Source organism: Brevundimonas sp. D3-1P, from assembly GCF_055809335.1.
This window is the reverse complement of record NZ_CM147908.1, coordinates 350,453-372,268: the sequence shown is the minus strand read 5'-3', so window position 1 is coordinate 372,268 and position 21,816 is coordinate 350,453. Positions and strand designations below refer to the sequence as shown.

Genomic DNA, 21,816 nt, shown 5'->3' with positions numbered 1-21,816 from the left:
CTTCATCCTAAGAGCCGGTTCCGCGATGAGACATCCCGTGACCACAGCGTTCGGCGGCCTGAGGCTGGTCTTCCAGCTTCTGCTTCTGCTCGCGGTCTTTTCGCCGGCGGTTTCGGCCCATGCCTGCATCGACGAAACCTGCGCCTATGTCGCCGCGGGCGTGCAGGCCATGCCGGACGACGCGCAAGGCGGCTGCCCCGACTGCGGCCCGGCCTGCGCCAACGGCTGCTGCCACGCGCCGCATCCCGCCGCCCTGCCCGGCCCGGCGTTCATGGATCAGCCGACGCCCCCTGCGCTTCGACTGTCCTGGAGCCACTCCCCAGAACGGCCGCCGCTCGATCCGGCCGGTCTTCGCCGCCCCCCGCGCGCCTGATCCCCGCCGGGGCCTTCCCCGGTCTTTCCGCACCGCCGCATCCCGTCCGACCGGGACATGGCCAACGCTGTCAGGACCGGCCCATGCGCCGGTCGAGGATCACCATGATGAACACCCTTTCAAGCCCCCTGCTGGCAAGCCCCCTGCTGGCAAGCCCCCTGCTGGCCGGCGCCGCCCTGGCCCTTCTTTTCCCCGCGACGGGCGTCGCTCAAAGCCCGCTGTCCGTCCAGACGCCGTCGCAGACCGAAGACGTCGAAGAGATCGAGGAGATCGTCGTCGTCTCCACCCGCTCGCGCCGCCGCATCCAGGACGAACCCCTCCGCGTCGAAGTCCTCAGTCAGGAAGAGATCGCCGAAAAGCTGATGATGCGGCCCGGCAATATCTCAATGATCCTGGCCGAAACGGGCGGGGTCCGCGTCCAGGTCACATCGCCGGGACTGGGCGCCGCCAACGTCCGCGTCCAGGGCATGGGCGGACGTTACACCCAGTTGCTGGCCGACGGCCTGCCGCTCTACGGCGGTCAGGCGCTGGGGCTGCTGCAGATTCCGCCCAGCGATCTGGGCCAGGTCGAGGTCATAAAGGGCGCGGCCTCGGCCCTGTATGGCGGCCAGGCCCTGGGCGGGGTCATCAATCTGATCTCGCGACGGCCGGGCGACGCGCCATCGGGCGAACTGATCCTGAACGCCACGAGCCGCGACGGCCAGGATGTCTCGGCCTATGGCTCCACGCCCCTGTCCGATCACTGGCGAGGCTCGCTGCTGGCGACCTACAATCATCAGGCGACACAGGATCTGGACGGGGACGGCTGGATCGACATGGCGGGATATGACCGCTGGTCCGCGCGTCCGCGCCTGTTCTGGACGGGCGACGACGGGGCGACCCTGTTCCTGACCGCCGGCCTGATGGGCGAGCAGCGGCGCGGCGGCACGCTGGACGGCGCGACGGCGCCGGATGGACGCCCCTTCCGCCTGGACCAGCAGACCGAGCGCCGGGACGCGGGCGTCGTTTACGAACGCCCGTTCGGCCCTGACATCCTGTTCCAGACCCGCGCCTCCGCCGCCGAACAAAAGCACGACCACCGCTTTGGCGATTTGATGGAATCGGATCGCCACCGCACCTTCCTGTTGGAGGCCTCGGTTTCAGGTGAGGCGGAGGGCGCCGCCTGGCTGGGCGGCGTCGTCTGGCAGGCCGAAGACTATGCGTCGCAGGCCTTTCCCGTCTTCGATTATCGCTACACCGCGCCCGCCGTCTTCGCCCAGGTCGAATGGGACTGGACCGAGGCGCTGACCCTGGCCGCCAGCGCCCGCTATGACGACCACAGCCGATACGGCGGACAGTTCAGCCCGCGCCTGTCGATGCTATGGCGGCCCGGCCCCTGGACGGTGCGCGGCTCCTGGGGCCAGGGCTTCTACGCCCCCACGCCCTTCGTTGAAGAGACCGAGGCCGCGGGCCTGTCGCGGCTGGAGCCCCTGGCCGACCTGAGGGCGGAAACCGCCTCGACCGCTTCGCTGGACCTGGGCTATGCGCGGGGGCCGTGGGAGACCAACCTGACCCTGTTCGGCTCGAACATCGACGATGCGCTGCAACTCGTTCCCGTCGCCGCCGACCGCGTTCGCCTGGTCAATGTAGAGGGGGCGACGCGCACGCGCGGGGTCGAGATGCTGGGGCGCTGGCGTCGCGCGCCCTTCGTGGTCACGGCCAGCTACATGTATCTCGACGCGGACCAGCCCGCCCCCGTCGGCGCCGGCCGTCGCGCCGCGCCGCTGACGCCGCGCCACACCGCCGGCCTGGTCGCCATGTGGGAAGATCACGATCGCGGGCGGCTGGGCTTCGAAGCCTATTACACCGGCGCCCAGTCCCTGGAAGACGACCCCTATCGCGCGCGCGGCGACGCCTATTGGGAGCTGGGGCTGCTGGGCGAGGTGGTGCTGGGTCGCTACCGCATCTTCCTGAACCTGGAAAACCTGCTGGACGAACGCCAGACCCGCACCGATCCGCTGCTGCGTCCCTCGCGCACCGCCGACGGTCGCTGGACCACCGACGCCTGGGCGCCGCTGGAAGGCTTCGTCGCCAACGCCGGTGTCCGCATCCGCTTCGGCGGCTAAGCGCCCGTCAGCCCCGCCCGCGATAGGTCGGCACGCCCTGATCGGGCAGCCATAGCCCCTCGGGCGGGGCGCCCGTCTGCCAGAAGACGTCGATGGGAATGCCGCCGCGCGGATACCAGTAGCCGCCGATGCGCAGCCATTTCGGGGCCAGCAGGTCCGCGAGCTTGCGGCCGATGGCCACGGTGCAGTCCTCGTGGAAGGCGCCGTGGTTGCGGAAACTGGTCAGATAGAGCTTCAGGCTCTTGGACTCGACAAGCCAGTCGCCCGGCGCATAGTCGATGACGATGTGGGCGAAGTCGGGCTGACCCGTCACCGGGCACAGGCTGGTGAACTCGGGCGCCGTGAACCGCGCCAGATACAGGGTGTCCGCGTGCGGGTTCGGCACCCGCTCCAGCACGGCGGTCTCGGGACTGGTCGGCGCGGCGGTCTGGGCGCCCAGCTGGCTGAGGTTGTCGGTGTAGTGGGTCATGCGGGGGATTTAGGCGCTTGCGGTTTACTTTGAAATCCTCCCCCGGCGGGGAAGGATCGGAACACGCCCACCCTCTCATCCCCCGAAAACTTCTCCCGACCTTTCAACGCCCTGGTCGGCGCCAGCGTCCATCGACCGTCCATGACTGCAAGCCGCTGTAGGATGGGCGGTTTCAGAGCGATCGGAGGCCCCTCGAATTTCACCCGTCTTGCACATCGCAGGGTTTTCGCCGGCGCAGTGCAATTTTTCGCCGCTCCCGATTTCAGACGATTGAGACTCTGTTTTTCGCACCGCCGTCTGAAATCCAGCCGATTGCCTTCCCCCGCGACAGCCCGCTAAGCGTAGCGAAAGGAAACTGAAGGAGACGCCCGTGGCCATTCCCGCTTCGCTGCAAAAAGGTCTGACCCTGCCGATCATTTCGGCGCCCATGTTCCTGGTTTCCGGACCGGACCTGGTGGTCGAGGCGTGCAACGCCGGGGTTATCGGGACCTTCCCCTCGCTGAACCAGCGCACGACCGAGGGCTATCGGGACTGGATCCGAGAAATCAAGGGCCGGCTGAAACCCGAGGCCGCGGCCTTCGGCGTCAACCACATCGTCCACCCGACCAATCCCCGGCTGATGGCCGATCTGACGGTGTCGGTCGAGGAGAAGGTGCCGCTGATCATAACCTCCCTGGGCGCGGTGCGGGACGTGGTCGATGCAGTCCATGGCTATGGCGGCCAGGTGTTCCACGACATCGCCAACATCCGTCACGCCCGCAAGGCGGCCGAGGCGGGCGTGGACGGGCTGATCCTGGTGGCCAACGGCGCGGGCGGCCATGCGGGGATCATCAACCCGTTCGCCCTGGTCAACGAGGTGCGCAGTTTCTTCGACGGAACCCTGATCCTGTCCGGCGCGATCTCGACGGGCCAGGACGTGGCCGCCGCCCTGATGCTGGGGGCCGACTTCGCCTATATGGGCACCCGCTTCATCAACACGACCGAGGCGATGGCGCCCGAGGCGTACAAGCAGATGGTGATCGACAGCGGCTCGGCCGACATCGTCCACACCCCGGCCGTCTCGGGCATTCCCGCCAACTTCATGGTCAAGTCGCTGGTCGAGAACGGCGTCGATCCCAAACACCTGCCCGACCACAAGCTGGACATGGGCGACGAGGCCAAGGCCTGGAAGACGGTCTGGTCCGCCGGCCAGGGCGCGGGCGCCATCCACGACATCCTGCCGACCGCCGAACTTGTCGCGCGCCTGCGACAAGAGTTCGCTCAGGCCACGGATCAATTCGCCATCAAGACCGGAGCACGCTAAAGGCGCCAAAGCGCATCTCGCGCGTTGGAGCCCTCATGATCCGCACCTTCGTTTCCGGCCCCGCCGCGCCGGCCGCCGCCCCCATCGCCGCCCTGGTCGCCGCCCTGATCGCCGCCTCGGCCGCCTCGGCCGCCGCGCCGGCCGTCGCCCAGGACGAGCCGGGATCGGCCGCCCGCGACGCCTGGACTTTCGAACTGGGCGCCGGAACCGACAACCGCTCCAAGAACGCCTCCAAGTCGGGCAATGACGGCTACGCCTTCGGTTCGGCCACCTGGGAGAGCGCCGACGGCCTGTTCTACGCCGGCCCCGGTTTCGAAACGGTCCAGTCGGGCGGCTCCAACGTCGAGGCGGAGCTTTCCGCAGGTTATCAGCCCGAGGCCTTCGGCTATCAGTTCGACTTCAACGCCGTGTACAAATACCGGCTGGACGCCGAGGCGGGCTATGACGCCGACGGCTGGGAGTTCACCGGCAATGTCAGCCGCGCCGTCGGCCCCGCCAGCGCCCGCCTGCAGGTCCAGTATTCGCCGGACGCCGCAGGCTCCACCAGGTCCTTCACCTGGGTCGAGGGCCAGGTCGGCTGGGACTTCGACGACCGCCTGAACGGCACGGCGGCGGTGGGGCGGCGCGAACAGGTCGGCGCGCCCGACTACACCGGCTGGAACGCGGGCGTCACCTATGCGCTGACCGACGCCCTTTCGGTGGACCTGCGCTATTACGACACCGACGCCGAGACCTTCGGCGAGCAGTACAAGCAGGCCTTGGTGGCGATGATCGCCTACGACTTCTGATCGCGCCCTTGCGCCGGGCGGTCCGGCTTCCCATCTGGGTTCTGTCGATCTCTCTCTGCGTAACGCCGCTGCTCCCTTTGCATCACGCACCGAGGTCCAAAAGCCGATCCCATTCAGACCCGACAGGCCGACCAGGAATCCTCCCTGCGGTCAACGCTAGACGGAGGTCTCCAAATGGCTACCGGCGCTGTTAAATGGTACAATCCCACCAAGGGCTACGGCTTCATCGCCCCCGATGACGGCGGCAAGGACGTGTTCGTCCACGCCTCGGCCGTTGAGGTCTCGGACGTGGGTTCGCTCAACGAGGGCCAGAAGCTCTCCTACGAAATCGAGCGGGACGCCCGCTCCGGCAAGGAATCCGCCGGTCGCCTCATGGCGGCCGAGTAGGACATGGTTCTCGCCGCCATCGCCTTCGACGGCGAGGTGATGAAACTCCTGCCTCTGGGCGGCCGCAAGGTCCGCCTGGACAACGGCCATGTCGTCACGGCTCTCCCATCGAAGGGTTCGCCTGACGGCGCGCCGGTCATGGGCGACCGCGTCGTGGTCGAGATCGCCTTCAACTCGCTGAAGGGCTGGCGCTTGTCGCGCCGGCCCTGAAGCCTCGACACCTGGACGCCGACATGACCCCGCTCGCCGACATGATTCCCGCGATGACCAGCGCCGACCTGACCACCCTGCGCGCCAACGCCGCGCGCCTGGTCGAACACGGCGCGTCGACCCAGGTGATGGCCGCCAGCGACATCATTCCGATCATCGACGCCGAGGTCGCCCGCCGCGCCGCCCTGCCCCAGCCCGCCAAGGCGCCGGCGAAGCGCGCCGCGCCCAAGAAGAAGCTGCCCCCCGTCACCGGCCACCAGACGGCGCTGCCGTCCAGCTGAGGGTTCAGTCCAGCGCCTGATCCAGATCGGCGATCAGGTCCGCGACATCCTCGACCCCGACCGACAGCCGGATCAGATTGTCTGTCACGCCGCCCGCCTCGCGCACCTCTTTCGGCACGCTGGCGTGGGTCATGATGGCCGGGTGATTGACCAGGCTTTCGACGCCCCCAAGCGATTCCGCCAGGGTGAAGACCTGAACCCGCTCCAGCACACGCTTGGTGCGGTCCAAGTCGCCGTCCAGGAGCACCGTCACCATGCCGCCGAACCCGCCGTGCATCTGGCGCGCCGCCAATTCGTGCTGCGGATGGGCGATCAGGCCGGGATAGATTACCTGGGCCACGCCCGCCCGCGTCTCCAGCCAGCGGGCGACGGTCAGGGCGTTCTCACAATGCGCCTTCATGCGCAGCGCCAGGGTCTTCAGCCCCCGGTTGGCCAGGAAGGCGTCGAACGGCCCCATCACCCCGCCGACCGAGTTCTGCAGGAACTTGATCCGGCTCGCCAGGTCGGGGTCGGCCGTGACCAGCACCCCGCCGATGATGTCCGAATGGCCGTTCAGATACTTCGTCGCCGAGTGCATGACCACGTCCGCCCCCAGGCCGAGCGGCTGCTGGCAGAAGGGGGTGGCGAAGGTGTTGTCGACGATCAGCAGCAGGCCGTGCGCCCTGGCCACCGCCGACAGGGCCGCGATGTCGGCCAGTTTCATCAGCGGATTGGTCGGGGTCTCGACCCACAGCATCCGGGTCCTGGGCGTGATCGCCGCCTCGACCGCCGCGACGTCGCTCAGGTCCACATAGGCGAAGTCCAGCCCCATAGAGCGCCGCCGCACCCGCTCGAACAGCCGCCAAGAGCCGCCATACAGGTCGTCGCCCGTGACGACATGGTCGCCCGCGTCCAGCAGTTCCAGCGCCGTCGAGGTCGCCGCCATGCCCGAGGCGAAGCCGAAGCCGTGCGTGCCGCCCTCCAGATCGGCGATACAGGCCTCGAAAGCCTCGCGCGTCGGATTCTTGCCCCGCGCGTACTCATAACCCTTGTTCACGCCCGGGCTTTCCTGAGCGTAGGTCGAGGTGGCGTAGATCGGCGTCATCACCGCCCCCGTCGTCGGGTCAGGATGCTGTCTGGCATGGATGGCGCGGGTCGAAAAGCCCTGGCTGTTCTTCTTGTCGCTCATGGGTTTAGCGATTCAGGCTCAGGTGGTTGATCAGGTCGGTGCGGGTGATCAGGCCGACGAATTTCTCGCCGTCCAGAACGATGGCCACGCGGTCGCGGTCGAAGACGGGGATCAGGGCGTCCAGCGGCTCGTTGACCTGGACCGTGTCCAGATCGCGCGTCATGGCCGAGGACACCGGCTTGGCGAACCGTTCCTTGCGCGTGATCTCGTCGGTGTTCATCACCTGGATCAGGTCGCTTTCGTCCAGGATGCCGACCAGGCGGCCGTCGTCGATGATCGGCAGCTGGGACACGTCGGCGCCCTTCATCCGCTTGAAGGCGGTGTCCAGGGTGTCGCCCGGCCCGGCGACGACCACGTCGCCCTTTTCGTATTTGCGATTGATCAGGTCCGACAGGTCGCCGTGCAGCTCGCGCTCGCCCAGGCCCTGGTCGGCCAGCCAGGCGTCGTTATAGACCTTGGACAGATATTTGGCCCCCGTGTCGCAGACGAAGGTGACGCAGGTCTTGGCCTCCGTCTGCTCGCGGCACCAGCGCAGGGCGGCGGCGATCAATGTCCCCGACGACGAGCCGGCCAGAATCCCTTCCTTCAGCAGCAGTTCGCGCGCCGTGGCGATGGCCTCGGCGTCCGGGATCGAATAGGCCTTGTCGATCAGGCTCATGTCCGCCGTTTCGGGCACGAAGTTCTGGCCGATGCCCTCGACCGTGTAACTCCCCTCCGGCCCTGGCTCGCCGTCGTTGACGATGCCGGCCAGGGTCGAACCCACCGGATCGGCCAGGATGATCTCGGCCTTGGAGCCGACGCTCTTGAGGAAGCGCGCCGTGCCGGTGATCGTCCCGCCCGAGCCGATTCCGGCGACCAGGGCGTCGATGCCGCCGCCCGTCTGTTCCCAAATCTCCGGCCCGGTGGTCTTCACATGGGCCTGGGCGTTGGCCGCGTTGGCGAACTGGTTGACGTAGAAGGCGCCGGGAATGGCCTGGGCCAGCCGCTCGGCCATATCGGTGTAATATTCCGGGTGGCCATGCGGCACGTCCGAGCGCGTAAGGCGAACATCGGCGCCCATAGCCCTGAGATGCTGGATCTTTTCCTTCGACATCTTGTCCGGGATCACCAGAAGCACCTTATATCCCCTGGCCCGGCCGACCAGCGTCAGGGCAAGGCCGGTGTTGCCCGCCGTCGCCTCGACGATGGTTCCGCCCGCCTTCAGGAAGCCCTCCTTCTCGGCCGCGTCCAGCATCTCCACCGCGATCCGATCCTTGATGGAGCCGCCGGGGTTCTGGGATTCCAGCTTCAGCAGCAGGCGGCACTTGCCGGTGTCGATCTTCGTCACCTCCACCATCGGCGTCTTGCCGATCAGATCCAGCGGCGACCGGACAGGCGCGCTCAGGGCGGGGGCGTGTAACGACATCGAAGACTCCATTCGGTTCGGCGGAAGCTGAAGCCCCGCATTCACTCGGTCAACTCACGCAAGATTTGACCCAAAGGCGCGGTTCCGCGCTACGAAAGACATAATGACCAATTCATCCAAGCGACCGCCCGCCGGTCTCCCTGATAAAGACACCCTCCTCGCCTTCCTGCGCGAGACCGGGTCGGCCGAGAAGACCGACATCGCCCGCCATTTCGGCCTGAAGGGCGGCGACCGCCGGGCCCTGCGCGAAATGATCCGCGAGTTGGAGGCGCAAGGGCGCCTGGGCAGGCGCGGACGCAAGGGCCTGGCCGAAGCGGGCGCCCTGCCCCCGGTCGGCGTCGCCGACGTGATCGAGCGCGACGCCGACGGCGAATTCTATGTCCGCCTGGTCGAAGCCGGCGCCGACGCCCCGCGCGCGCTGCTGATGCCCGGCGACGGGGCCAAGCCCGGTCCCGCGCCGGGCCTCGGCGACCGCCTGCTGGTCAAGTTCCAGCGCGGCCAGGAAGGCTGGGAAGCCCGGCTGATCAAGAAGCTGGACGTGGGGACCAACCGCGTCCTGGGCGTCATCCGCAAATCGGGGCGCGAAACGCGGGTCGAGCCGGTCGATCGTCGCTCCAAGGACGTGCTGCTGGTGCCCCAGGCCCAGTCCGACGACCTCAGGGACGGCGATCTGGTCCTCGCCGCCGTCGAAAAGGGCGACCAACGCTACGGTCCCAAGCGCGGCAAGATCCTGGAACATATCGGCAAGGAGGACGATCCCCGCGCCGCCTCGCTGATCGCCATCCACGCCCACGGGGTGCCGACCGGCTTCTCCGAAGCGGTCGAGCGCGAGGCCGAGGATCAGGAACTGCCGACGCTGAAGGGCCGCGAGGATCTGCGCGACGTCCCCTTCATCACCATCGACCCCGCCGACGCCCGCGACCATGACGACGCCGTCTACGCCGCCCGCGACGAAGACCCCAAGAACCCCGGCGGCTGGATCGTCTGGGTCGCCATCGCCGACGTCGCCGCCTATGTCCGGCCGGGAACGGCGCTGGACCGCGAGGCGCGCGAGAAGGGCAACTCGACCTACTTCCCCGACCGCGTCGAACCGATGCTGCCCGAGGTGCTGTCGAACGGCCTGTGCAGCCTGAAACAGGGCGAGAACCGCGCCTGCATGGCCGTGCGGATGGTCTTCGACAAGGACGGCCGAAAAACCGGGCACAGGTTCGTGCGCGGCCTGATGCGGTCGCACGCCAAGCTCAGCTACGAACAGGCCCAGGCCGCCATCGACGGCCAACCGGACGATACGACCGGCCCGATCATGGAGGCCATCCTCTATCCGCTGTGGAACGCCTATCACGCCATGCTGAAGGGCCGGCTGAAGCGTAGCCCGCTGCAGATCGAATCGGCCGAACGCCGCATCTGCATGGCCCCCGACGGCGGCATCGCCTCCATAGAAAAGCGCGCCTCGCTGGAGGCGCACCGGCTGATCGAGGAGATGATGATCCAGGCCAACGTCTGCGCCGCCGAGACGCTGGAGCAGAAGAAGACGCCGCTGATCTACCGCGTCCACGACGCGCCCAGCCAGGAGAAGATCTTCAACCTGGCCGACTTCCTGTCGACCATCGGCAAGCCGTGGAACAAGGGCGAGCCGGGCACGACCAAGCGGTTCAACAAGCTGCTGGACGATACGCGCGACACCGAACACGCCGACGTGGTCAACGAGGTCGTCCTGCGCACCCAGATGCAGGCCATCTATTCGCCTGAGAACGTCGGCCACTTCGGCCTGAACCTGGACCGATACGCCCACTTCACCTCGCCCATCCGGCGCTATTCCGACCTGATTGTCCACCGCGGCCTGATCCGGGCGCTGAACCTGGGCAAGGACGGGCTGACGGACCGGGAGATCGCCGAACTGTCCGCCATCGCCGAACAGGTGACGACGACCGAGCGCCGCTCCATGGCCGCCGAACGCGACGCCATGGACCGCTACATCGCCGCCTTCCTGGAGGACCGGGTGGGGGCGACCTTCAAGGGGCGTATCACCGGCGTCACCCGCTTCGGCCTGTTCATCCGGCTGGAGGAGACCGGCGCCGACGGCCTGGTCCCTGTCTCGACCCTGGGCGACGAATATTTCACCCACGACGACCGCGCTCACGCCCTGGTCGGCGAACGCACCGGCAAGCGGTTCACCCTGGGCCGGATGGTCGAGGTCAAGCTGCGCGAGGCCACCCCCGTCACCGGCGGCCTGGTGTTCGAGATGCTCAGCGAGCCGGAACCGCGCGATCCCAGCGCGCCCGCCCCGCGCTACGGCATTCGCGGTCGCGGCGAGCGAGGCGGGGGCGGCGACGGCCCGCCGATGCGCGGCAAGAACCGCCCCGGCGGCCCCAAGCCCCGCAACGGCTCCAAGCCGTCCGGCGGCTTGAAGGGCGTGCGCAAGGGCAAGCGAAAGTAAGTCGCCATGGCTCGGGAGGACACAGCTCAAATCCTGGACCGCCTGAACCCTACGGAGCGCGAGTTGCTGATCCTGCTGGGCCGGGGGCACACGGCCAAGTCCATCGCCACGCTAAAGGGCGTGTCGGTCGCCGCCGTCAACGAACGGTTCCGGTCGGCCCGACGCAAGACCGGCCTGGCCAGCAGTCGCGAGATCGCCCGACTGCTGACCGTACAAGAAAATCGTGACGATTTAATCGATCTGGCCGCCGCCTCGGCCGGCGCCCCAAGCCTTCCTCGTCCCGACGCGCAGTCCTCCGGCCGCGCGTCTCTCACCAGACGATGGAGACTGATCGTGATCACCGCCGCCCTGCTCGCCGCCGGCCTTCTGGCCTATGAGACCGCAACCCCGCCTGCCGCCATCCCCGTTTCTGCGCCGACCACCTCGTCCATCCAGAACTCGCGGCAACGCAGGGCGCGTCCTGACCCGGAAGCACTTAAGGCTGAGATGGCGAACGGCTCTCGTGACGCCGTCTGGTCGCCGCTAGCCGAACAGGCGCTGTCGCGCAGTTATCGCCAAGTCGCCGCTTTCGACGAAAGCGTGCCGACCGTCAGGATCACCTGCACCTCTTCCGTATGTGAAATCGCCGGCGAAACCCGTCCGGACCTGTCTGGCGCGGACCGCGACCAGTTGATGGCCGCCTTCCTCGCGCTGAAGCCGTCGGACGGGCAGGTGCGCCTGACCTCGGTCTCCCATCGTTTCGGCTATCGGCCTGACGGCCATGAGGCCGGAGTCTATGTCGCCTACTGGCGTCGCTCGGAATGACCGCCGCGGGAGGTCGGGCGACTTGCCCGACCTCCCGTCCCGGTTCATTGATCGGGACATGTCCCCAGCACCTTTCGACGCCGCCCAGGACCTGACCGACGCCCCGCGCGTCGGCGGCGCCCAGAGGCCCAAGGACGCCGCCACCCTGATCCTGACGCGCGGCGGATCGCGGCCCGAGGTGCTGATGGGGCGTCGGGCGCCGGGGCATGTCTTCATGGCGTCGAAATGGGTGTTTCCGGGCGGGCGGATCGACCGGAGCGACTTCACCGCCGCAGCGGCGGGCGACCTCGCCTCCGACGTCGCGCGGCGGCTGGAGGGAGAACTGCCCGCGCGACGCGCCCGCGCCCTGGCCCTGACGGCGGTGCGCGAGACCTTCGAGGAGACGGGCCTGATCCTGGGCCGTCCGGCGCCGGCCGCCTCGGTCGCCGGACCGTGGCGCGAGTATCGCCGGGCGGGCGCCCTGCCCGATCTGTCGGTCCTGTCCTACATCGCCCGCGCCATCACCCCGCCTGGTCGAACACGCCGGTTCGACGCTCGCTTCTTCATGGCCCCGGCCGAGGCCCTGCTGTCGCCGGAACCGACCGCCGGATCGGGCGAACTGGACGAGATCGCCTGGTTGCCGCTCGATCAGGCGCGCGGCCTGGACCTGCCGGCCATCACCCGTTTCGTGCTGGGCGAACTGGCCGAACGGCTGGAGCAGCCGGATCGCCCCCTGCCCTTCGTGCGCATGGTGCGCGGCCGCCATCTGGTCGATCACCGCGATTGAGCATCCTGCGCCAGGGGCCGGGTCAGGTCGAACTCGACGCGAAAATGGCGACCGGGACGGCGCAGTTCATAGGCGAACATCCGGTCTGGATGGACCTCGACCGCCCAGACATTGGTGGTGGAGACGGCGGCCCCATTGGCGTTGAACAGGGCGACGGATTCGGCGTCGACGGGGAATTCCTGGCGCTCCGCCGCGCCGGCGTCGACCGTGTCGCCGCCATACCAATGCAGCACGTCGGTCGTCCCGTCCGCGTGCCGATGGTCGTGCTTCAGCCGCAGGCCCGTGTCCGTCCTGGCCACGACCCAGGTGCGCGAACGATCCTGGCCCACGGCGAAGGGAATGCGCACTTCGTCCGCCGAACATTTGCGAACGTGCATGATCAGCCGCTCGCTGGCGAACTTGGCGTCGGCGGCGTCGGTCGTGACGACCCGGCCTTCGAATCGCTGGCCGCACAGGGCGTTCAAGCGCGCCATGAAATCGTCCTGCGCCGACGCCGGCGACGCGGCCGCCTGGCCGGCGAACGACAGGGAAATCAGGGCCGCGGCGGTCAGCAGGGATGCGATTTTCATGGCGTCACCCTATCTGTGCGCCCGGCCGCATCAACGCGGCATCGCGCCCGTTGACTTTGAGGCGATCCTGAGTATGTTCCGCGCCTCTTATTTTAAGCGGCTTTCGCCGTCGTAGAGGTAATTCCGATGGCCAAACCGGCTTCCATCAAGATCCGCCTGAACTCCACGGCCGACACCGGCTTCTTCTATGTCACCAAGAAGAACGCCCGCACCATGACCGAGAAGATGGTCGTCAAGAAGTACGACCCGGTCGTTCGCAAGCACGTCGAGTTCAAGGAAGGCAAGATCAAGTAAGCACTTGATCGGCTGAGAAATCGAACACGCCCGGCTGATCTCCAGCCGGGCGTTTTTCTTTGGCTGACGGGCGGTTCAGGCCGCCTTGGCGATGACCTTGTTGCGGCCTGCGGACTTGGCCTCATAGACCCCCTCGTCGGCGCGTTTCAGCAGACCTTCGGGCGTGTCGCCGTCGCCGACGGTGGCCGCCACCCCGACCGAAATGGTGATGGTGATCTGCTCCTTGCCGCCCATGACGCGAAAGGGGGCCGAGGCCACGTCGCGGCGGATTCTTTCGGCGACCCGGCCGGCGTCCTCCAGGCTGGCGCCCGGCATGACCACCACGAACTCCTCGCCGCCCATGCGGCAGGGCAGGTCGACGGCGCGGACGTTGGTGGCCAGGCGCACGGCGAATTCGACCAGAACCTCGTCGCCCGCATCGTGGCCGAAGCCGTCGTTGACCGACTTGAAGTGATCGACGTCCAGCACCAAGACCGCCACCTGGGCGCCGCCCTGGGCCGCGCGCCCGACCAGGGCCTGGAGCTGGCCGGTCATGTAGCGGCGGTTATGCAAGCCGGTCAGGGCGTCGGTGACGGCCATCTCCATGCTGCTGTCCAGCTTCTGGCGCAGGAAGTCGGTATAGCGTTTGCGCCGGATCTGGGTGCGGACCCGCGCCGACAGCTCCTCGGTATCGACCGGGCGCGGCAGGATGTCGGCGGCGCCCAGTTCCAGCGCCTTGACCATGCGCGGCCGCTCCGACGGATCGACGATGGCCAGGATCGGCGCTCGGCGCGCATCGCCCGACTTGGCCTGAGCCACGATGCGCAGACCGTCGAAATTCACGGCCGCGACATTGACGATGATCAGGTCCAGCGCGCCCTTGGCCGCCGCCAGCGCCGCCTCGGGATCGGTCTCGATGGCGATGCGGTGTTCGGCGCCCAGTTCCAGGGCGATCCTCTCGGCCTGTCGCAGGTCGTCGTCGACGATCAGCACCCGCCCGCCCTCGCTTCGCAACCGGGCCGCCCCGTTCGAATCCACGCCCAGTCGCCGGCTGCTTTCCTCGCGCTCGCGCAGTTCGTCCATCACCTGTTTCAGCCGCGTCAGCGACTTGACGCGCGCGAACAGGATCACGTCGTCGATGGGCTTGGTCAGGAAGTCGTCGGCGCCCGCTTCCAGCCCCCGGATGCGGTCCTGGCGCCCGTCCAGGGCGGTGACGAGCACGACCGGGATGTGGCGCGTTTCAGCCTGGGCCTTCAGATGGCGACAGGTCTCGAACCCGTCCATGCCGGGCATCATCACGTCCAGCAGGATCAGGTCCGGCTGCTGTTCGGCCGCCAGGGTCAGGGCGGCCGCCCCGCTGTTGCAGGTCAGGACGTCGTAGTATTCGATGGTCAGCTTGGCTTCGAGCAGGCGGACGTTCACATCCACGTCGTCGACCACGAGGATGCGCGCGCTCATCCCAGGTGCTGCCTTATGGTGTCGAGGAAATGCATCACCGAGATCGGCTTGGAGATATAGGCCTCGCACCCGCCCTGGCGAATCCGCTCCTCGTCGCCCTTCATGGCGAAGGCGGTCACGGCGATGACGGGGATGTGGTTCAGCTCCTCGTCGTCCTTCAGCCATTTGGTGACTTCCAGGCCCGAGATTTCCGGCAGCTGAATGTCCATCAGGATCAGGTCGGGATGATGGGCCCTGGCCAGGGCGAGCGCCTGCAAACCCTCGCGGGTCTGCAGGGTCTCATAGCCCTGGGAGTCGAGCAGATCATGAAAAAGCTTCATGTTCAGCTCGTTATCCTCGACGATGAGGACTTTCTTGGACATCATCACCTGACCTGCGCGCCCCCGCGAACGCGGGACGCCTCGTTGGTCGCATTCGTAGGCGGCCAGTCTTAAGTTGGGGTGAAGCCAAACTTACGGAGACCTTAAGCGTGGCCATCAAGGCCATCTGTCGCGACTGTCTGTGGACCGGGCCGGACCCCGCCGGCCCGCCGGACGGCCGCTGTCCGGCGTGCGGCTCGCGGCGGATCGTCGCCGATCCCGAACTGGACCAGCTGTCCATCGCGCACATGGATTGCGACGCCTTCTACGCCTCGGTGGAGAAGCGCGACCGGCCCGAATTGCGCGACAGGCCGGTCATCGTGGGCGGGGGCAAGCGCGGCGTCGTCTCCACCGCCTGCTATGTGGCGCGCCAGTATGGCGTCGGCTCGGCCATGCCGATGTTCAAGGCGCTGAAGGCCTGCCCCGAGGCCGTGGTGATCAAGCCGGACTTCACCAAATACGTCTTCGAATCCGAACGCATTCTCGGCGCCCTGGGCCAGCTGACGCCGTTGATCCAGCCGCTGTCGCTGGACGAGGCGTGGGTCGATCTGCAGGGAACCGAAAGGCTGAACGGCGGGCCGCCCGCATTCCAGCTGATCCGTTTCCAGAAACAGATCGAGGACCAGACCGGCCTGACCGTCTCCATCGGCCTGGCGCCCAACCGCTTCCTGGCGAAGATGGCGTCCGAAATGGACAAGCCGCGCGGCTTCTCCGTCGTGGGGGCGACGAACGCGCAAGCCCTGCTGGCGCCGCGCCCCGTCACCGCCCTGCCCGGCGTCGGTCCGGTGTTCGGCAAGGCGCTGCGCAGCGACGGCTACGCCCTGATCGGCGATCTGGCGCGGGCGGACGTGCGCGACCTGGTCAAACGCTATGGCGAATCGGGACTGCGGCTCTACGACCTGGCCCACGCCCGCGACGCCCGCGCGGTGAACCCCGAGCGGGACCGCAAGGGGATGAGCGCCGAGACCACCTTCAACGAGGACCTGACGTCGGCCGAGGCGCTGGAGGCCGAACTGTGGCCCCTGTGCGAGAAGCTGGCCTCCAAGGCGCGTCGCGACGGCGTGGCCAGCCGCGTGCTGGTGCTGAAGCTGCGCCGCACCGACTTCAAGATCGTGACCCGCCGCATCACCCTGCCCGAGCCGGTGCAGACGGCGCGCGCCTTGTTCGCCGCCGGGCGCGATCTGCTGAAGCCCGAACTGGGCCGACCGTATCGTCTGATCGGGATCGGCATGGCCGAGGTTCAGGACGCCGAAGACGCCCCCGCCGGGCTGTTCCAGACGTCGGAGACCCGCGCCCTGAGGACCGAACGCGCCATCGACACGCTGCGCGAAAAGTTCGGCAAGGACGCCGTAGTGGCGGGCCGGGCGTTGAAGGGGTGACGGAGCCAGGCGAGGAAAGAACGTGCACTCCCCCGCCCCATCGGCTCAAATACGGCCATGGAACTCGCCAAACGCGCCTATGACCACGGCTTCCGCCTGGATCCGATCGTCCGCAGCCTGCTGGACACGGACTTCTATAAACTGCTGATGCTGCAGATGATCTGGCGCGAGCATCGCGACGTGCCGGTGACGTTCCAGGTCATCAACCGCACCAGGTCCGTGCGTCTCGCCGACGAGGTCGACATCGCGGCCCTGCGCGAGCAGTTGGATCACGCCCGAACGCTGCGGTTCACCAACAAGGAGCTGGTCTGGCTGGCGGGCAACAGCTTCTATGGCGTGAAGCAGATCTTCTCGCCCGACTTCATCGCCTGGCTGAGCGCCTATCGGCTGCCGAACTACGACCTGTCGGTCCAGGACGGGCAATATGTCCTGACCTTCTCGGGCGCCTGGGCCGAGGTGACGCTGTGGGAAATCCCGGCGCTGGCGATCCTGAACGAACTGCGATGCCGGGTCGGATTGCGGCGGCTGGGCCGGTTCGAACTGGATATCCTGTATTCGCGCGCCAAGACGCAGCTGTGGTCCAAGGTGGAGCGGCTGCGCCGCCTGCCCGATCTGGCCCTGTCGGACTTCGGCACCCGGCGGCGACACGGCTTCCTGTGGCAGCGCTGGTGCATCCAGGCGCTGAAGGAGGGGCTGGGATCGGCCTTCATCGGCACCTCCAATGTGCTGCACGCGATGGAGAACGACCTGGAGGCCATCGGGACCAACGGCCACGAGTTGCCGATGGTGCTGGCCGCCCTGGCGCCCGACGACGCGACCCTCGCTCAGGTTCCCTACGCCGTGCTGGACGAGTGGCGGCGGCACTATGCGGGCAATCTGCTGATCGTCCTGCCCGATGCCTTCGGCACGGAGGCGTTTCTGGATCGGGCGCCCGATTGGGTCGCGGACTGGACCGGCTTCCGCCCCGATTCGGCCCCGCCCATTCCGGCAGGCGAGCGGCTGATCGACTGGTGGACATCCCACGGGCGCGACCCGAAGGAGAAGCTGCTGATCTTCTCGGACGGGATGGACATCGACGGGATCGAGGCGACCCATGCCCATTTCCACGGCCGGGCGCGGCTCAGCTTCGGCTGGGGCACCAATCTGACCAACGACTTTCGCGACTGTTCGCCCGCCTTCGCCCCGGAACTGGAGCCGATCTCCCTGGTCTGCAAGGTGGCGGCGGCGAGCGGCCGGCCCGCCGTCAAACTGTCGGACAACCCGGAAAAGGCGGTGGGCGATCCGGCCGAGATCGAACGCTATCGCCGCGTCTTCGGGGTGCGCGGCTTGACGGCCCAGCCGGTGACGGTCTGAAACCCGACCTTAAGCCCATCGTGGCATAAGGCCGCCATGAACGCCTTCGTCAACAAGATGCGCCGCCGCGCCGGCCGCTATCTGGATGTCCGCCCCGTCGCGATCCAGCCGCCGAAGGGTGTGTTCAGCCTGTCCTTCGACGACATCCCCGCCTCGGCCTGGACCGAGGCCGGGCCGATCCTGGCCGAACATGGGGTCAAGGCGACCTATTATGTCTGCGGCGGCCTGGCGGGCGGTCGCAACCTGGACCTGCCCCAGTTCGAGGTCGAACATCTGCAGGCCCTGCACGAGGCCGGGCACGAGGTCGGCTGCCACACCTACGAACACGTTTCGACCCTGACCCTGTCGCCGGACGAACTCGACGCCAGCCTGGCCAGGAACGCCGCCTGGGTGGCCGAGCGGCTGGAGGGCTATCGGATGGAGACCTTCGCCTATCCGTTCGGCGACTGCGCCCTGGGCGCCAAGCGGGTGATCGAGCGACGCTTCCTGTGCGGGCGGGGCGTGCGCGACGGCGTCAACGGCGGCCGGGCAGACCGCAACCTGCTGCAGGCCGTGGGCCTGGAGAGCCGCCGCCTGCCCGGCTACGACCTCGAAAAACTGATGGCCGATGCGGCGGCGTCGAAAGGCTGGCTGATCGCCTATGGCCACGACGTCGGCGACGCCCCCACCCCCTATGGCTGCAGGCCCGAGGACATCGACCGCGTGATCCGACTGGCCAAGGCGGCGGGACTGGCCATCCAGCCGGTCGCGGCGGCGTGGCGGATGGCGACGGCCTAGAACAGGCCCACCGCGCCGTCCGCCCAGATCAGCAGGACGGCGGCCACGACCAGTCCGCCAACCACCAATCGCCCGCCCAAGCCCCGCACCTTCCACAGGGTCAGTTCCAACAGAAGACCGGCCCCGACCAGCAATGCGCCGGCGAAGGCGAAGTCCGTGGCCGTCCAGGCCACCTCGCTGGTGAAACGCATGGCGATCAGCGGCGCTAACAGGACCGCCGCGACGAGGCCCCACCCCGCCAGTCGCCAAGGGTTCGCCCGGCCCGTTCCGCTCGCCGCGACGCCTGTCATGTCCGCTCTCCTAACGCCGCACCCATAATGCGCCTGATCGACGGAAACGGCACGTGGAAAAACGATGTGTTCTTGATGCAGACCGAAGGCGTCAGCGCGCCTTGCGCCGATCCGCCCAGGCGATCAATTCCTTCCTAGGCCAGATCATCAGCCAGGAGCGCGCGGTGTATTCGCCGGCGTCGATCAGCGCCTTCCTGGACGCCGAGGCCGTCGCCGCGCGCTGGGTGTGGATTTCGCCCGGCCCCTGATGGACCATGAAGGCGCCGCCCTTCAGGGGGTTCAGGCGCAGGTGGGCCAGGCGGGGGCTGATCTCGGTCAGGGGTGGATCGTAGAACCAGCTTGAGCCGATCATGCCCGCCAGTTCGGGCCGCGCGCGGCACAATTCCGCCGCCGTGGCCCAGGCTTCGTTCCAGCCGTCCTCGTTGAAACCGCGCAGCCAGCGGCTTTCGGTGTGCACCTCCAGCCACGGTTCGCGTCTGGCCCCAGCCGCCAGATAGCGAAACAGCGGCATGATCCCCCGCCCGCTCAGGGCGTGTTTGACGATCTGGCCCGGCCCCACCGGCGACGACAGGTCGATCACCTGGCTCTTGGCCCCCGGCACGCTGAGCGCCAGGGCGAAGCGCACGTCCTTTGACCAGTGGTCGAAGACATAGTCGCTCTGGGGCTGGGTCAGGAACTCGGCCAACTGACCTATCCAATAGGGATAGAGGGCCATCACCTCGGCCGGCAGGGCCATCGCCGCGACGCGATCGGGCAGTTGCAGCGCCCAGGCCGCGATCAGGCCGCGCCGCACCTCGTCGGACGCCTCCGCGCCCAGGAAGGCGTCCACCGCCTTGGCCGGCATTTCGAAGTCCCAGTGGGGCGCGCCCTCGGCGGCCTTTTGCGCGGCCGGGCCGGCGGCGGCCTCGACCCGCGCGCGGTCGTCGGGCGTCAGACGCGCCAAAACGGCATGGAAGGCGGCGACGTCGGGTGTCAGGTGCATATCCATGTTCGCACAATGCCACGATGCGGTTGGCGAACCTTTAAAGCGCGCCAAGGCCGCAAGCGCGGGTGACGCCGCACGCGCCTCGCGCTAAACCGCGCCCAGATCGAACAAGGAGCCGCCATGAGCATCGAAGCCCGCATCGCCGAACTCGGCCTGACCCTGCCGGAACCCGCCAAGCCGGTGGCCAGCTATGTCTCCTTCGTCCGCTCGGGCGACCAGGTCACGATTTCGGGCCAACTGTCCAACGACGCAAATGGCGGCATCAAGGGCACGGTCGGGGTGGACGTGACGCCGGAACAGGCTGCGGACGCCGCCCGCCTGTGCGGCCTGAACCTGATCGCCCAGATCAAGGCCGCCTGCGACGGCGACCTGGATCGGGTGGTCCGCATCGTCAAACTGGGCGGTTTCGTGCAGGCCGGACCGGACTTCGAGGCCATTCCCGCCGTGATCAACGGCTGCTCGGACCTGATGGTCCAGGTCTTCGGCGACGCCGGCAAGCACGCCCGTTCGGCCGTCGGCGTCTACAAGCTGCCGCTGGGCTTCGCGGTGGAAATCGACGCCATTGTGGAGATCCGGTGATCGGATGCCCTCATGATTTCCGTTCATCCCCGCGAAAGCGGGAACCCAGTGTTTTGGGCGCGTCTGTGGCCATTGAGCCATGCCGACGCCCCAAACACCGAGGGCGTTAAAGGACTGGATCCCCGCTTTCGCGGGGATGAGCGGATATGAGTTTTCACATCACCGTCCACGACACTGTGTCGGACATCGGCCGCGAGGCCTGGGACGCCTGCGCGCGCCCCACCGGCGATCCTTTCGTCTCCTACGATTTCCTGCACGCTTGCGAGGCCTCGGGCAGCGCCGCGCCGCGCCAGGGCTGGGCCCCGCGCCATCTGGCGCTTCGGGATGCCGACAACGCCGTGCTGGGCGTCATGCCGCTCTATCTGAAAGGGAACAGCCAGGGCGAATACGTCTTCGACCACAGCTGGGCGGACGCCTATGAGCGGGCCGGCGGGCGGTATTATCCCAAGCTGCTGGGCGCCGTGCCCTTCACCCCCGCGACCGGGCCGCGTTTCCTGAAACATGCCGATGCGGACGCCGCCACGGTGCGCCAAGCCCTGTTGCAGGGAGCCCTGACCTTGGTGGAGCGGCTGGGCGTCTCGTCTCTGCACGTCAACTTCCCGACCCAGGCCGAATGGATGGCCATGACCGAAGCGGGCCTGCTGGCGCGCCAAGACATCCAGTTCATCTGGCGAAACGACGGCTATAAAACCTTCGACGACTTTTTGGCCGCCCTGTCGTCCAGTCGCCGAAAGTCGATCCGGCGCGAGCGGCGCGACGCCCAGGCCGATCTGGATATCCGCGTCCTGACCGGCGCCGAGATCACCCCGGCGCACTGGGACGCCTTCTTCGCCTTCTACATGGACACCGGCTCGCGCAAATGGGGCCGCCCCTATCTGACGCGCGACTTCTTCAACCGTGTCGGCGCGACCATGGCCGACCGGATCGCCCTAGTCATGGCCTTCCGGGATCAGACGCCCATCGCCGGCGCCCTGAACTTCATCGGCCGCGACGCCCTTTATGGCCGCCAGTGGGGAACGCTGGAGGACGTCCCCTTCCTGCATTTCGAGCTGTGCTACTACCAGGCCATCGACTTCGCCATCGCGCACGGCCTGTCCCGGGTCGAGGCGGGCGCGCAGGGCGAGCACAAGATCGCGCGCGGCTATCTGCCCTCCCCCGTCTATTCCGCCCACTTCATCGCCGACCCCGCCCTGCGCGATCCCGTGGCCCGGTACCTAGAGGGCGAGCGCCCGGCGGTCGAGGAGCAGAGGGCCGCGATGACGGCGGAACTGTCGCCGTTCAGACAGGCCTAAGGAAAA

The 21,816-nt window shown here is 67.8% G+C and carries 24 protein-coding genes; 16 read left to right on the top strand and 8 right to left on the bottom strand.

Features of this window, described 5'->3' with window-relative positions; genetic code table 11:
• Positions 1-37: 37 nt before the first annotated feature.
• Positions 38-373, top strand: coding sequence for a hypothetical protein (locus AC0L6G_RS01890; RefSeq protein ID WP_293826638.1), 336 nt, complete (start codon positions 38-40; stop codon positions 371-373).
• Positions 374-480: 107 nt separating this feature from the next.
• Positions 481-2,478 carry a TonB-dependent receptor plug domain-containing protein gene (locus AC0L6G_RS01885; RefSeq protein WP_473252762.1) on the top strand — a complete coding sequence of 666 codons (1,998 nt, stop codon included), beginning with the start codon at positions 481-483 and terminating at the stop codon, positions 2,476-2,478.
• 7 nt (positions 2,479-2,485) lie between these two features.
• Here the strand turns inward: AC0L6G_RS01885 and queF are convergent, their stop codons facing one another.
• The gene (gene queF, locus AC0L6G_RS01880; RefSeq protein WP_293826643.1) at positions 2,486-2,947 is read right to left on the bottom strand and encodes a preQ(1) synthase; all 462 of its coding nucleotides are present in this window, start codon (positions 2,945-2,947) and stop codon (positions 2,486-2,488) included.
• 370 nt (positions 2,948-3,317) lie between these two features.
• Here queF and AC0L6G_RS01875 point away from each other — a divergent pair, with 370 nt between their 5' ends.
• The 5 genes from AC0L6G_RS01875 to AC0L6G_RS01855 all read left to right on the top strand — a co-directional run bounded on the left by AC0L6G_RS01875 (position 3,318) and on the right by AC0L6G_RS01855 (position 5,916).
• Positions 3,318-4,250: an NAD(P)H-dependent flavin oxidoreductase gene (locus AC0L6G_RS01875; protein WP_473252761.1), complete on the top strand. Its 933-nt coding sequence runs from the start codon at positions 3,318-3,320 to the stop codon at positions 4,248-4,250.
• A gap of 35 nt (positions 4,251-4,285) precedes the next feature.
• Positions 4,286-5,038 (top strand): TorF family putative porin, encoded by a 753-nt coding sequence (locus AC0L6G_RS01870; RefSeq protein ID WP_473252760.1) that lies wholly within the window; start codon positions 4,286-4,288, stop codon positions 5,036-5,038.
• 174 nt (positions 5,039-5,212) lie between these two features.
• The gene (locus tag AC0L6G_RS01865) at positions 5,213-5,425 is read left to right on the top strand and encodes a cold-shock protein (RefSeq protein ID WP_291536283.1); all 213 of its coding nucleotides are present in this window, start codon (positions 5,213-5,215) and stop codon (positions 5,423-5,425) included.
• Between the two features lie 3 nt (positions 5,426-5,428).
• Complete coding sequence (locus AC0L6G_RS01860) at positions 5,429-5,635, top strand: hypothetical protein (RefSeq protein ID WP_293826647.1); 207 nt, start codon at positions 5,429-5,431, stop codon at positions 5,633-5,635.
• A 23-nt stretch (positions 5,636-5,658) separates the two neighbouring features.
• A complete protein-coding gene (locus AC0L6G_RS01855) occupies positions 5,659-5,916 on the top strand; it encodes a hypothetical protein (RefSeq protein ID WP_293826649.1) in 258 nt (85 codons plus the stop codon).
• A 4-nt stretch (positions 5,917-5,920) separates the two neighbouring features.
• On the opposite strand, the gene AC0L6G_RS01850 is transcribed toward AC0L6G_RS01855, so the two are convergent.
• Both AC0L6G_RS01850 and AC0L6G_RS01845 read right to left on the bottom strand, forming a co-directional pair.
• Entirely contained in the window at positions 5,921-7,084 is a 1,164-nt protein-coding gene (locus AC0L6G_RS01850; RefSeq protein WP_473252759.1) for a cystathionine gamma-synthase, read from the bottom strand.
• Between the two features lie 4 nt (positions 7,085-7,088).
• Positions 7,089-8,489, bottom strand: a complete 1,401-nt coding sequence (locus tag AC0L6G_RS01845) for a pyridoxal-phosphate dependent enzyme (RefSeq protein ID WP_473252758.1) — start codon at positions 8,487-8,489, stop codon at positions 7,089-7,091.
• Between the two features lie 103 nt (positions 8,490-8,592).
• On the opposite strand from AC0L6G_RS01845, the gene rnr reads away from it, so the two are divergent.
• From rnr to AC0L6G_RS01830, 3 genes are read left to right on the top strand one after another with little or no spacing between them, the layout of a single operon-like run.
• Positions 8,593-10,926 (top strand): ribonuclease R, encoded by a 2,334-nt coding sequence (gene rnr, locus AC0L6G_RS01840; RefSeq protein ID WP_473252757.1) that lies wholly within the window; start codon positions 8,593-8,595, stop codon positions 10,924-10,926.
• A 6-nt stretch (positions 10,927-10,932) separates the two neighbouring features.
• Entirely contained in the window at positions 10,933-11,730 is a 798-nt protein-coding gene (locus tag AC0L6G_RS01835; protein ID WP_473252756.1) for a hypothetical protein, read from the top strand.
• A 58-nt stretch (positions 11,731-11,788) separates the two neighbouring features.
• Complete coding sequence (locus AC0L6G_RS01830; protein WP_293826658.1) at positions 11,789-12,496, top strand: NUDIX hydrolase; 708 nt, start codon at positions 11,789-11,791, stop codon at positions 12,494-12,496.
• On the opposite strand, the gene AC0L6G_RS01825 is transcribed toward AC0L6G_RS01830, so the two are convergent.
• A complete protein-coding gene (locus tag AC0L6G_RS01825) occupies positions 12,484-13,065 on the bottom strand; it encodes a hypothetical protein (protein WP_293826660.1) in 582 nt (193 codons plus the stop codon). The genes AC0L6G_RS01830 and AC0L6G_RS01825 overlap by 13 nt on opposite strands.
• Before the next feature lie 126 nt (positions 13,066-13,191).
• Between AC0L6G_RS01825 and rpmG the strand changes: the two genes are divergently transcribed.
• Positions 13,192-13,359, top strand: a complete 168-nt coding sequence (gene rpmG, locus AC0L6G_RS01820; protein ID WP_003164451.1) for a 50S ribosomal protein L33 — start codon at positions 13,192-13,194, stop codon at positions 13,357-13,359.
• A gap of 75 nt (positions 13,360-13,434) precedes the next feature.
• Here the strand turns inward: rpmG and AC0L6G_RS01815 are convergent, their stop codons facing one another.
• Both AC0L6G_RS01815 and AC0L6G_RS01810 read right to left on the bottom strand, forming a co-directional pair.
• Entirely contained in the window at positions 13,435-14,796 is a 1,362-nt protein-coding gene (locus AC0L6G_RS01815) for a PleD family two-component system response regulator (protein ID WP_473252755.1), read from the bottom strand.
• Entirely contained in the window at positions 14,793-15,158 is a 366-nt protein-coding gene (locus tag AC0L6G_RS01810; RefSeq protein WP_166622562.1) for a response regulator, read from the bottom strand. The genes AC0L6G_RS01815 and AC0L6G_RS01810 overlap by 4 nt, the downstream gene beginning before the upstream one ends.
• Before the next feature lie 107 nt (positions 15,159-15,265).
• Between AC0L6G_RS01810 and AC0L6G_RS01805 the strand changes: the two genes are divergently transcribed.
• From AC0L6G_RS01805 to AC0L6G_RS01795, 3 genes are read left to right on the top strand one after another with little or no spacing between them, the layout of a single operon-like run.
• Positions 15,266-16,534 (top strand): DNA polymerase IV, encoded by a 1,269-nt coding sequence (locus tag AC0L6G_RS01805; RefSeq protein WP_293826677.1) that lies wholly within the window; start codon positions 15,266-15,268, stop codon positions 16,532-16,534.
• Positions 16,535-16,591: 57 nt separating this feature from the next.
• The gene (locus AC0L6G_RS01800) at positions 16,592-17,887 is read left to right on the top strand and encodes a nicotinate phosphoribosyltransferase (RefSeq protein WP_473252754.1); all 1,296 of its coding nucleotides are present in this window, start codon (positions 16,592-16,594) and stop codon (positions 17,885-17,887) included.
• Between the two features lie 36 nt (positions 17,888-17,923).
• Complete coding sequence (locus AC0L6G_RS01795) at positions 17,924-18,664, top strand: polysaccharide deacetylase family protein (protein ID WP_293826680.1); 741 nt, start codon at positions 17,924-17,926, stop codon at positions 18,662-18,664.
• On the opposite strand, the gene AC0L6G_RS01790 is transcribed toward AC0L6G_RS01795, so the two are convergent.
• Both AC0L6G_RS01790 and AC0L6G_RS01785 read right to left on the bottom strand, forming a co-directional pair.
• A complete protein-coding gene (locus AC0L6G_RS01790) occupies positions 18,661-18,954 on the bottom strand; it encodes a hypothetical protein (protein WP_293826682.1) in 294 nt (97 codons plus the stop codon). The genes AC0L6G_RS01795 and AC0L6G_RS01790 overlap by 4 nt on opposite strands.
• Before the next feature lie 91 nt (positions 18,955-19,045).
• A complete protein-coding gene (locus AC0L6G_RS01785; RefSeq protein ID WP_293826684.1) occupies positions 19,046-19,936 on the bottom strand; it encodes a hypothetical protein in 891 nt (296 codons plus the stop codon).
• A 123-nt stretch (positions 19,937-20,059) separates the two neighbouring features.
• Between AC0L6G_RS01785 and AC0L6G_RS01780 the strand changes: the two genes are divergently transcribed.
• Together AC0L6G_RS01780 and AC0L6G_RS01775 are read left to right on the top strand one after the other, a co-directional pair.
• Positions 20,060-20,518, top strand: a complete 459-nt coding sequence (locus AC0L6G_RS01780) for a RidA family protein (RefSeq protein ID WP_293826686.1) — start codon at positions 20,060-20,062, stop codon at positions 20,516-20,518.
• A gap of 146 nt (positions 20,519-20,664) precedes the next feature.
• Positions 20,665-21,810 carry a GNAT family N-acetyltransferase gene (locus AC0L6G_RS01775; RefSeq protein ID WP_293826688.1) on the top strand — a complete coding sequence of 382 codons (1,146 nt, stop codon included), beginning with the start codon at positions 20,665-20,667 and terminating at the stop codon, positions 21,808-21,810.
• The last annotated feature ends 6 nt before the right edge of the window (positions 21,811-21,816 follow it).